Here is a 3,998-nt window from a genome sequence, read left to right on the forward strand (position 1 = left end):
CCGGAACCGGGGGCGGGTTGACCGGCGGCGCAGCCGCCGCGCCGGGGCGGCCGGGGGTCGGGGCGTATCCCGAGGGGACGGTGCCGGGGCCCCGGGTGGGTGACCCGGCGGCCGAGCTGGCCGCGGCCGGGCAGCTCGCCGACGAGGCCGACCGGCACGGGCAGCAGGCCGAGGCCCTGGCGCGGCGACCGGTGCTGCTGCCCACCTGGTCGGCGCCGGCCCGGGCGGTCGCCGTCTACGCCGCCTGCGCGCTGGCCGGCTCCCTGCTCATGCTGGTGGCGCTGATCGGCTCGCCGCTGCCGGCCACCGGGCTCGACCTGGTGGCCGCCGTCTCGTGCGCCGGCGTCCCGCTGCTGTCCTTCCTGGCCGGACAGCTGGTGCTGGGGCGCTGGGGTCGCCCGGTGATGGGCGGCGAGACCCCGCCGGGGCGGTACGTGCCGCTGGGTTTCGTGATCTGCGCGCTGGTCGCGCCGTCGCTGTTCTGCGTGTACCTGGTGGTGTTCCGGCTGCTCAGCTGATCAGGAGGCGGTTCGGACGCTCGCGTGGCGGACCAGTCGGGCGAAGCGCACCTCCGGACACGGGTACTCCTCGCCGCAGCCGCAGAGCCAGCGGGTCACCTTCCGGGGCGGATGGGCGAAGAGGATGTCGTCGGCGTCCTCGAGATCCTGCCGGGACGCGAAGGTCCGCCCGCCGTGACGGCCCGTCTGGTCCGTGGGTGGAACGCCATGGTTGTTTCCCGGGCCGTTTGACACCCATGGTGTTCCACCGAGTATCGGCGGATCTTCGGGCTTGTCCATGATGGTCTCCTTGCCGGGTCGGGAAGGGGCCAGGCGTGATGAGTAACTGCCGGCAGGCCACGGGCACGCCCGGCCGTCCAGGGGGACCGGCCGACCGGGCGCTCTGCGCGGTGGGAACGACCAGCTCGGGTTTGCAGACCTGGGAGCCGGTCAAGGGAAGCGTATATAACAGGTCATGCATGCGCAAGCACCCTCCGCACATTGCTTGCTATACAAGGTTGAGCGTGATCGAATGGCGGTGCAGACCTGGGAGACACCAATGCCCGCCAAAGCCAAGTGGGCGCAGATCGCCGACGGCATCCGCGCCCAGATCGAGTCCGGCGACCTCGCGCCGGGCGACAAGTTGCCGTCCACGTCAGAACTCTGCCGCCAGCACGGCGTCTCTGCCATCGTCGTGCGGCAGGCCATCAACGCACTCAAGATCGAGGGTTTGGTGGAGGGTGTGGGCGGCGTGGGCGTCTTCGTGGCGGAGCGCTGACTGTCGATCGACCGGGCCGACGTGGGGGAGGGCGCGTGAGCGCAGCGGACATCATCGCGAGGCTGGCGGCGGCCGCGCAGAAGCTGGACGAGGCGAAGGCCAGGACGGCCGCCGCGGCCCAGGACGCCGCCGAGGCCCGGGCCCTGGTGGCCGGCGCGCTGGAGGGTGTGGCGGCCGGACCGTTGCTCAACATGATCGACGCCTACCGGCAGGCGCTCAGCCAGGCCGCGCAGGGCGGCGAGCCGGCCCGCCAGCACGTCCAGGAGACGATCGCCAAGGTTCAGGCGCTCGGCAGCTGAGCCCGGTTCACCGTGGCCCGCAGGATCGAGCGCGGACAGCTGTCACGGGTCGGTGAGGACGAGCCAGTCGTCGTCGCGCCGGCCGACGGTGACATCCGGCGGCCAGACGTGCGTCACGGACGCTGACGCGCGGGCCTGGTCGACCAGCGGCCGGCGGGCCAGTGTCGCCCCGTCGAAGCCGACCCGGCCGTGGAACACGGCCCGTCCGAAGTTGGCCGCCCCCTCGAAGCGGGCCCCCTCGAACCAGGCCTCCGCGCCGAACTCGGTCCAGCGGAACAGCGCCATGTCGGCGAACCGGGTGCGGCGGAAGCCCGCGTACCCCTCGAAGGTGGCGTGCTCCATGGACAGCCCGCCCAGGAACACCGCCTCGCGGAAGGTGGCGCTGCCGGCGAACCGGGCCCGGTCGAAGCTGCTCGGCTGCCGCAGCGTGGCGCCGCGGAAGGAGACCTCCGCGAAGCTGGCCCCCCGGCAGGACAGCGCGTCGAGGTCGGCGCGGTCGAAGCTCACCCGGCCGGTGCAGCGGGCGTCGTCCAGCACGACCTCCGCGTCGCCGGTGAGGTCGTCGAACACCACGTCCGCGAACTCGGCGGTCAGCCGCAGCCGCCCGTGCGCGACCGCCCCGGCGAAGCTCGTGGTGCCGGTGCAGACGGCGCCGGTGAGGTCCAGGTCCACCAGGGTGCAGCCGGCGGCGTCGAAGTCGTCCAGCCGGGCGCCGGTCAGGTCCAGCGCGATGCCGGGCCACCAGCCGTCCCGGTCCGCGCGGAGGTGTCGAGTGAGCATCCGCTGCGCGGTGCGGCGCACCTCGGTCTCGCGCGGGTCGTCGGGCGCGGGCATCCGGAGGTACGCGCAGAGCACCGCCACGATGGTCGGCCGCTGCTCCGGGTTGTCCTGACCGAGCCGTTCCAGGGCGTGCAGGCCGCCGAGGCGTACCGCCGGGTTGTCGCTGCCGACCAGCTCGATGGCCCGGACGTACAGCTCGGTGAGCCGCCGCTCGGCGGCGTCGTGTTCGGCGGCCGCGGCCTGCCGCTCCTGGTGCCGCTGACCGGCGTCGGCGACCGCCTCGGCGTGTTCCTGCACCCGGTCGCGGTGCGCCTGGTCGCGGGCGGCGACCGCCTCCTAGTGCCGCTGTCCCCGCTCGTTGATCCACTGTCGACGGGCGGCGAGCAGCAGCGCCAGCCCGCCGCCGGTGCCGGCGACCACGGTGAGACCGGTGCGGATGGCGTCGACGCGCAGCGTGGCGCGGGTGTCGGGTTGGGCGGCGCGGTCGGCCTCGGCGAGCAGCCGGTCCAGCACCAGCCAGCCGAGCAGGACGGCGACCAGCAGCCCGAGCAGCGCCAGCCACCAGGGCATCACCCGGAGCGGCTTCTCCGGAGGCGGTGGGGCGGACACGGCGCCCAGCATGCCATCCCTCGACCACCGCGGCTGTTGTCCGATACGCCGATTTGTGCTCCCAGTGGAACAACTGGTTACCCGCGCGTAACTTTCCATTGACGTGTGTGAAATCGGACACGCATCATCGTTTCCACGATCGATCGGATCCCCCACCCGTCCTCCCGGTTCACCGGGGCCTCCCACCGGAGGTGCAGCCCATGCTGCTCCGAACGATCCTGGCCGCCACCGCCACCGCCGCCGTCACCGCCCTGCTCGTCCCGGCCACCGCCGCCCACGCCGAGCCCACCACCACCGCAGCCACCAGCAGCACGGCCGAGGCCACCACGGCCGAAGCCGCCGCCGGCGCCAACCCCGTCATCGTGGTCGGCGGCCTGATCGGAATCAGCATCGCCTACGAGCCGATCGCCGCCCGCCTGCGCGCCGACGGCTACCGGGTCTCCATCTACCAGCTGCCGAACCTCGGCTTCGGCGACATCCGCGAATCCGCCCGCGCCCTCTCGTCCTACGTGGACCAGGTCCGCGCCGCCACCGGGGCGGCCAAGGTGGACCTGGTCACCCACTCCGAGGGCGGCCTCGTCTCTCGCTGGTACGTCAAGTTCCTCGGCGGCGCCGGCAAGGTCGACCGCTACGTGAGCCTGGGCAGCCCGCAACAGGGCACCTACGTCGCCAACATCATCAACTTCCTGGGGCTGGGCAGCTGCGCGGGCATCGTGGCCTGCCAGCAGATGTCCATCGGGTCCAGCTTCCTCACCGACCTCAACGCCGGCGACGACACCCCGGGCACGGTCCGCTGGACCACCGTGCGCACCTGGCAGGACGAGCTGGTCCGCCCGGTGGACAACGCCGCCCTCGCCGACGGCGCCACCAACGTCCTGGTCCAGGCGTGGTGCCCGTTGCGGATCGTCGGCCACCTGGGCCTGGTCCTCGACGGCACCACCTACAGCGTCGTGCGGCAGGTGCTCGCCGGCGCCACCATCCGGCCCAACTGCTTCGCGGTCTGAGATACGCGGGCGGGCTCGACGGTCGCCGCTG

General features: G+C 73.0%; 6 protein-coding genes. 3 read left to right on the forward strand and 3 right to left on the reverse strand.

Translation table 11 applies throughout. The features are described 5' to 3' along the window. Positions 1 to 518: 518 nt before the first annotated feature. Complete coding sequence (locus tag IEY96_RS13770) at positions 519 to 797, reverse strand: hypothetical protein (protein ID WP_189195190.1); 279 nt, start codon at positions 795 to 797, stop codon at positions 519 to 521. A 232-nt stretch (positions 798 to 1,029) separates the two neighbouring features. On the opposite strand from IEY96_RS13770, the gene IEY96_RS13775 reads away from it, so the two are divergent. Together IEY96_RS13775 and IEY96_RS13780 are read left to right on the forward strand one after the other, a co-directional pair. Then, positions 1,030 to 1,275, forward strand: coding sequence for a winged helix-turn-helix domain-containing protein (locus IEY96_RS13775; protein ID WP_189195191.1), 246 nt, complete (start codon positions 1,030 to 1,032; stop codon positions 1,273 to 1,275). A 35-nt stretch (positions 1,276 to 1,310) separates the two neighbouring features. Further along, entirely contained in the window at positions 1,311 to 1,574 is a 264-nt protein-coding gene (locus IEY96_RS13780; protein ID WP_091320555.1) for a DUF6244 family protein, read from the forward strand. A 42-nt stretch (positions 1,575 to 1,616) separates the two neighbouring features. On the opposite strand, the gene IEY96_RS13785 is transcribed toward IEY96_RS13780, so the two are convergent. Both IEY96_RS13785 and IEY96_RS13790 read right to left on the reverse strand, forming a co-directional pair. Continuing rightward, the gene (locus IEY96_RS13785) at positions 1,617 to 2,651 is read right to left on the reverse strand and encodes a pentapeptide repeat-containing protein (RefSeq protein ID WP_189195192.1); all 1,035 of its coding nucleotides are present in this window, start codon (positions 2,649 to 2,651) and stop codon (positions 1,617 to 1,619) included. A gap of 39 nt (positions 2,652 to 2,690) precedes the next feature. Further along, on the reverse strand, positions 2,691 to 2,963 hold the full coding sequence (locus IEY96_RS13790) for a hypothetical protein (RefSeq protein ID WP_189195193.1): 273 nt from the start codon (positions 2,961 to 2,963) through the stop codon (positions 2,691 to 2,693). A 200-nt stretch (positions 2,964 to 3,163) separates the two neighbouring features. On the opposite strand from IEY96_RS13790, the gene IEY96_RS13795 reads away from it, so the two are divergent. After that, positions 3,164 to 3,967, forward strand: a complete 804-nt coding sequence (locus IEY96_RS13795) for an esterase/lipase family protein (protein WP_189195194.1) — start codon at positions 3,164 to 3,166, stop codon at positions 3,965 to 3,967. The last annotated feature ends 31 nt before the right edge of the window (positions 3,968 to 3,998 follow it).

The sequence above is a fragment of the Micromonospora fulviviridis genome, from assembly GCF_014648395.1.
Taxonomy (GTDB): Bacteria; Actinomycetota; Actinomycetes; order Mycobacteriales; family Micromonosporaceae; genus Micromonospora; species Micromonospora fulviviridis.